This is a genomic window from Nodosilinea sp. LEGE 07088, assembly GCF_015207395.1.
Taxonomy (GTDB): domain Bacteria; phylum Cyanobacteriota; class Cyanobacteriia; order Phormidesmidales; family Phormidesmidaceae; genus Nodosilinea.
Genome location: NZ_JADEWX010000262.1, coordinates 1 through 5,905, shown reverse-complemented (window position 1 = coordinate 5,905; position 5,905 = coordinate 1). Strand labels below are relative to the sequence as shown.

At 60.5% G+C, this 5,905-nt stretch carries 5 protein-coding genes; 3 read left to right on the top strand and 2 right to left on the bottom strand.

Going from position 1 to position 5,905, the window contains the following annotated elements; genetic code table 11:
• Nucleotides 1-33 precede the first annotated feature (33 nt).
• Nucleotides 34-699, top strand: a complete 666-nt coding sequence (locus IQ254_RS29210) for a Na(+)/H(+) antiporter subunit B (RefSeq protein ID WP_193969665.1) — start codon at nucleotides 34-36, stop codon at nucleotides 697-699.
• A 188-nt stretch (nucleotides 700-887) separates the two neighbouring features.
• On the opposite strand, the gene pta is transcribed toward IQ254_RS29210, so the two are convergent.
• The gene (gene pta, locus IQ254_RS29205; RefSeq protein ID WP_193969664.1) at nucleotides 888-3,017 is read right to left on the bottom strand and encodes a phosphate acetyltransferase; all 2,130 of its coding nucleotides are present in this window, start codon (nucleotides 3,015-3,017) and stop codon (nucleotides 888-890) included.
• Between the two features lie 233 nt (nucleotides 3,018-3,250).
• Between pta and IQ254_RS29200 the strand changes: the two genes are divergently transcribed.
• Both IQ254_RS29200 and map read left to right on the top strand, forming a co-directional pair.
• Nucleotides 3,251-3,904: a DUF938 domain-containing protein gene (locus IQ254_RS29200; RefSeq protein WP_193969663.1), complete on the top strand. Its 654-nt coding sequence runs from the start codon at nucleotides 3,251-3,253 to the stop codon at nucleotides 3,902-3,904.
• Nucleotides 3,905-4,279: 375 nt separating this feature from the next.
• The gene (map, locus tag IQ254_RS29195) at nucleotides 4,280-5,134 is read left to right on the top strand and encodes a type I methionyl aminopeptidase (RefSeq protein WP_193969662.1); all 855 of its coding nucleotides are present in this window, start codon (nucleotides 4,280-4,282) and stop codon (nucleotides 5,132-5,134) included.
• 207 nt (nucleotides 5,135-5,341) lie between these two features.
• Here map and IQ254_RS29190 read toward each other — a convergent pair.
• Nucleotides 5,342-5,905: TonB family protein (locus IQ254_RS29190; protein ID WP_193969661.1), on the bottom strand; the 564-nt coding region annotated here is incomplete at its 5' end.

Below are 5,905 nucleotides of genomic sequence, written 5' to 3'. Positions count from 1 at the left end.
GAGACAGGCCCCAACCCTAACGGAGGAACACCGATGATCTGGGTCTATCTCGCAGCCGGGTTACTGTTCTTTCTCAAAATGCTGGTTTTACCCGACCCCGCGACGGATGGGTTAGAACTGGCCGTGGCGGATACCATTGTCACCGAGGCGGGCATTCCCAATGCCGTGTCGGGAATTATTTTTCGCAATCGCCTCTACGACACTATCTTTGAGGTGGTGGTGTTTACCATTGCCACCATGGGCTGCAAGTATCTGCTGGCCGATGAAACCCCAACGGCCCCGTTTTATAGCTTTACCGACGAGCCCTCGATTGTGCTGGCCCGGCTGGGGGCTACCATCTCGGCCCTGATTGCGATCGAGCTGGCCATTCGCGGTCACCTCAGCCCCGGCGGCGGCTTTGCGGCGGGGGTGGCTGGGGGCACGGCCATCGGCCTGATTGCCATTACGGCGGCCTCGCCTGAGTGGATGCAGGCCATCTACGAGCGCTGGCGGGCCTCCGCCTGGGAAAAGGTATCGGTGCTGGTGTTTATTGGGCTGGCTGTGTTGACTCTGGTGGGGGCAGAGCTGCCCGCTGGCGAGTTTGGCACCCTGCTCAGCGGCGGCACGATTCCTCTGCTGAATATTTTAGTGGCGGTCAAGGTGGCGCTAGGGTCGTGGGCGGTGACGCTGATTTTCATTCGCTATCGGGGGCTGCTGTAGTGGGGGCAAACGGCTGTTTGCCCAGGGGATACTCAAGCAAGGGATGGGTTTAGGTGGGCTGCCCTAACGGCATGACGGGCATTTTGGCCGAGAAACCGGGTTTCTGTACCGGCGTTCTCGGCCAAGCAGCGGCGGGAGGCGGGGAGCTTGGGAGCCGAGGAAATGGCATGGCTAGGCTACGCAGTCTCCTACTGAGGCGCCACCGCCTGGGCCTGAATTGCCGTAATCAACACCGTATTGACAATGTCGTCGACCGTGCAGCCTCGGCTGAGGTCGTTGACCGGCTTTTTGAGCCCTTGCAGAATGGGGCCAATGGCGATCGCCCCCGTCTCCCGCTGCACCGCCTTATAGGTGTTGTTGCCAGTATTGAGGTCGGGGAACACCAGCACCGTAGCTTCTCCGGCAACGGTTGACCCCGGCAGTTTTTGGGCCGCCACCGCCGCATCGACCGCCGCATCGTACTGAATCGGCCCTTCCAGCTTTAGATCGGGGCGGCGATCGCGGGCGATCTGGGCGGCTCGGCGCACTTTATCCACGTCGTCTCCCTGGGCTGAATCGCCGGAGGAATAGGAGAGCAGAGCCACCCGGGGCTCGATGCCAAAGGCCTGGGCCGTATCGGCAGAGGCGATCGCAATGTCGGCCAGCTGCTCGGCATTGGGGTTGGGGTTGACGGCGCAGTCGCCATAGATGGCTACCCGATCTGCTAGATACATCAAAAAGATCGAAGACACCAGCGAGACATTGGCCTGGGTTTTGATCAGCTGTAGGGCAGGTCGAATGGTGTGTTGGGTGGTGTGGGTAGCCCCCGATACCATGCCGTCGGCATCGCCGCAGTAGACCATCATGGTGCCGTAGTAGGTGGCATCGAGCATGTAGTCGTGGGCGATGTCGAGGGTGGCTCCTTTGTGCTGTCTGAGCTGGTAAAAGGTCTGAGCATAGTCGTCTAAACGATCGCTGTCGGCGGAGTTGATCATCGCTACATCGTTCAGATCGAGCTGAATGCCCTGGTGCTGCAGCACGCGCTCGATCGTCTCCCGCTGGCCCAGCAGAGTGAGCCTGACCAGGCGCTGCGATCGCAGCACCGCCGCCGCCTTCAAAATTCGAGGGTCGCTACTTTCGGGCAGCACAATGTGCTGGGGCTGGGATCGCGCCTGCTCCATCAGCGTGTGGTTAAACATTCGAGGCGTCGGGTCCTGGGGCCGTACCAGACTGATCTGCTCGGCGAGCCGAGCCATATCCACGTAGCGTTCAAAGGTGTACAAGCCCAGCTGAATCTTGTCGGGGTTGTCGGATCGAAAGGGGCTGCGAATATCTTTAACTTGAGAGACCGTGGTATAGGTATCGGCCTTTACTGAGAGAATCGGCACCGAGTCGGGCAGCCCCTCGATCAGCTTGGCGATCGCCGATTCGGGTTCGAACCCCGTCGATAGCAGTAGGCCCGCGATGTTGGGGTAGTTGCTGGACTGGTGGGCCTGGAGCATGCCGACAATCACATCGCCGCGATCGCCCGGCGTGATAATCAGACTGTCGTCCTTGAGCCAGGCGAGGGCGTGCTGCATCTCCATGGCCGCGACCAGAAAGTTGGTGGCCAATCGCTCCAGCTGATGGTGGCCGTAGAGTACCTCCGCCTGCAACTGCTGGGCGATATCTTTCACCCTGGGGCTATTCAACCGGCGATCGTAGGGAATCACCGCCAAGACGTAGCCCGACTCCCCAAAGCGCTCCCCTAGGGCCGTCTGCATGGCTGCAACATCGCCTGGGTCGGCCTGGTTGAGCACAACCGCCACCACCTGGCAGCCGTGGCTGCGGTAGGTATCCACTGCAATCTGCACTGGATGCAGGGCATCGTTGACGGTTCTGCCATCGGCCTTGCCCAACACCAAAATAGGGCAGCCGAGGCTCTTGGCAATTTCCTGGTTTAGATCAAATTCAAAGGCCGAGCCTTCCCCCAGGTAGTCAGAGCCTTCGCAGACAATAAAGCCACCCCGCTGCTCTAGGGCCTTAAACTTGGTGATGATGATCTCCAGGGCATCATTCACCCGATTTTGACCCATCAGATCGTTCATCTGATGGGAGATCAACCCATAGGACTCTTCATAGGTTTGCTGCAGGCCGAAGGTGCCCAAAATCAGCTCGATATCCTCATCGCCATGGAGCCCATCGCCCTCCCCCAGCCGCCGCTTAGCAGGGTCGCGAATGATGGGCCGAAAGAAATTGACGTTGGCGGTTTCACGCAGGAGCATATGGATCATGCCCAGGGACAGCAGCACTTTGCCACTGCCCGATTCCGTCGTACTGATATAGAGCGAATGACTCATCGCAGCCTCCTAAGCAACGACCCCTAACAGGTTCTGGGAAGCTGACCGACATTTCTGTAATCGAGACTGCGGTTACCCCTCCGGCTCGTATATTGTTTAGTCAAGCCCTAAGACTGGCGATAAGAGGCTGACAATCATCGGAATTGTCAACCTGCCCTTAACCCGGCAGTTTTGCCCCAGCCGCAGATTGGGTGAAACGCAGTGAGACCCAACCGAGCCCATTAATATCTACCATGCACCCACCCGTCGATGCCCGCCGCCATGCCCCGGCCACTGCTCGCAACCGCGAGCCAATTTTATCGGTGTTGCAGCGAGTGCTGCCCCCCCAGGGCACCGTGCTAGAAGTTTCGAGCGGTACCGGCGAGCACGCCACCTACTTTGCCCCTCGGCTGGCCCCCCGGCAGTGGCTCCCCTCTGATCTCGACCCCGACGCCCGCCACAGCATTGCCGCCTGGCGCGCGGTGGCCCCGGCTGCAAACCTGCACTCACCACTGGCCCTAGACGCGGCAGCCCCCCTCTGGCCAATGGAGTCTGACGCCGCCCCGGCAGGGCTAGATTTGCAACGCCACCCCATTACCGCCATCGTCAACATCAACATGATCCACATTGCCCCCTGGGCTGCTTGCCTGGGGTTAATGGCTGGGGCCGGGCGAATTTTGCCCGCGGGCGGCGTGCTCTATCTCTACGGCCCATTTAAGCAGGGCGGGCAGCACACGGCCCCGAGCAATGCCGCCTTTGATGCCAGCCTCCAGGCCCAAAATCCTCACTGGGGGGTGCGCGATTTAGAGGCGGTGATAGCAGTAGCCGAAGCCCAGGGCCTGGTGCTGGCCGAAACGGTGGCCATGCCAGCCAACAATCTCTCGGTGGTGTTGAGGGCGATCGCCTAAACCATGCGTGCTTCGTCGTCATTTAGGCGAGCTTCGACAAATTCGCCGCTAGACAAGGAGCATAAATCTCAATGTCTTCCTAGAACGCCGGTACAGAAACCCGGTTTCTCGGCCAGAATGCCCGTCATGCCGTTAGGGCAGTGACAAAGAAATCGGGTTTTTAGCCATACTGTACCGATGCTCTAGCGCGTGCTGTCTCCGTAAAGTACACCACGCCTGATACACAACCTCCAAGCCCCCTGGCTGCCCAGCCCCTCTGCCCCCCCAGCGACGCCATAACGCCGCAATCTACTTATGAGTATGTCCCAGCCGCTAACGGATTACACTAGAAGATACCTTTCAACCCCAGGCCGACATCCTAGGCAGCGAGTATCTATGAATTTTTTGGCGAATCTCATTCCCGGTCGAGCCAATGCGACCACCCTACCCAAGCGCAGCCGTCGGGTGCGTGGGGTTGAGCTTAAGTCTGAGACCGAGCTAGGGATCATGCGCGAAGCGGCTCGGATTGTCGCCACGGTGCTGAAAGAAATCGAGGCGCTGGTGCAGCCGGGCATGACCACCGCCGACCTCGACGCCCACGCCGAAACGCGCATTCGTGACATGGGGGCGACGCCCAGCTTTAAGGGCTACCACGGCTTCCCGGCGTCGATCTGCGCCTGCATTAATGACCAGGTGGTGCACGGCATTCCCCACAAGCGCCAGGTAATTCGCCGGGGCGACCTGCTCAAGGTCGATACGGGGGCCTACTACAACGGGTTCCACGGCGACTCGTGCATCACCATTGCGGTGGGCGAGGTATCGGCTCAGGCCCAACAGCTGATGACGGCGGCAGAGGCCGCCCTCTACGCGGGCATTGCCCAGGTGAAGCCGGGGAACACCCTGCTGGATATTGCCGGGGCGATCGAAGACTGCGTCACCAGCTACGGGTTTACGGTGGTCGAAGACTTTACCGGCCACGGGGTGGGCCGCAACCTGCACGAAGCCCCCTCGGTGTTTAATTTTCGCACTCGGCAGCTGCCCAACATGAAGCTGATGCCGGGGATGACCCTGGCGATCGAGCCAATTCTCAACGCGGGCTCGAAGCAGACCCGCACGCTCAAGGATCAGTGGACCGTGGTGACGGTCGATCGCAGCCTGTCGGCCCAGTTTGAGCACACGGTGCTGGTTAGCGAGAGCGGCTACGAAATTTTGACCGATCGCCGCGCCGTCCCCCTGGCCCTGGCCTCCTAGTACAGAGCGCAGTTAATTTTGCAGCGTCTCCATGCCGGGCAGTTGAGGGGGCTGGGGAGCTGGAGAGTTCAACTCGTTGCTTTACTGTCAAGCCGCTCAAGCCGCAATACTAGATGCCTACCGCCCGATACCCCTTGATAGCACGTCTATGCCCCCTAGCTCCCCGGCTGCCCCGCAAAAACGTCATCAATTCCGCACTACCACCCACTAAACTCTAGGGTGCGGCTCGATACAGGGGCGAGGGCCATAGTCTACGGTCGTTTCGACGGTGAGCGTATAGGCCTGAATACCCTCGGCGGGGTCAAACCGATGGCGCTTAATTTCGCGCAGGGCTTTGGCGTCCAGCGCCCCATAGCCAGAGCTACGCAGCAGGGTGGGCTCACCGCGCCAGGTGCCGTCGGGGTTGACCAAAGCGCCAATGGTGATCGCTCCCGGTGCTTCGCTCAGACAGACCCGTTGGGGATACACCGTTGAAAAGTCGGTGCGGTTGATCTCAGGCGAAAGATCGGCCAGACCAGGCTCTTGCCGAATCGCCGCTGCCCACGCTTGCTGGTTGGCAGTGAGGGTTGCGCGGGTGACGGCATTGGCATCAAAGGCAAAGCGATTTTCAATTGACTCTGCGGCTCGATCGACCTGGCCCTGGGGTAGGTTGAGGGTGGCAACATAGGCCAGCAGCCGCTCGCCCAGGTCGGCATCAAAGAGGGGTTGAGCAGGCGGCGGCGGCTCGGGGGCCGCCGCCGCCGCCGTCGATTCGCCGCTGGGGGCTGGGGG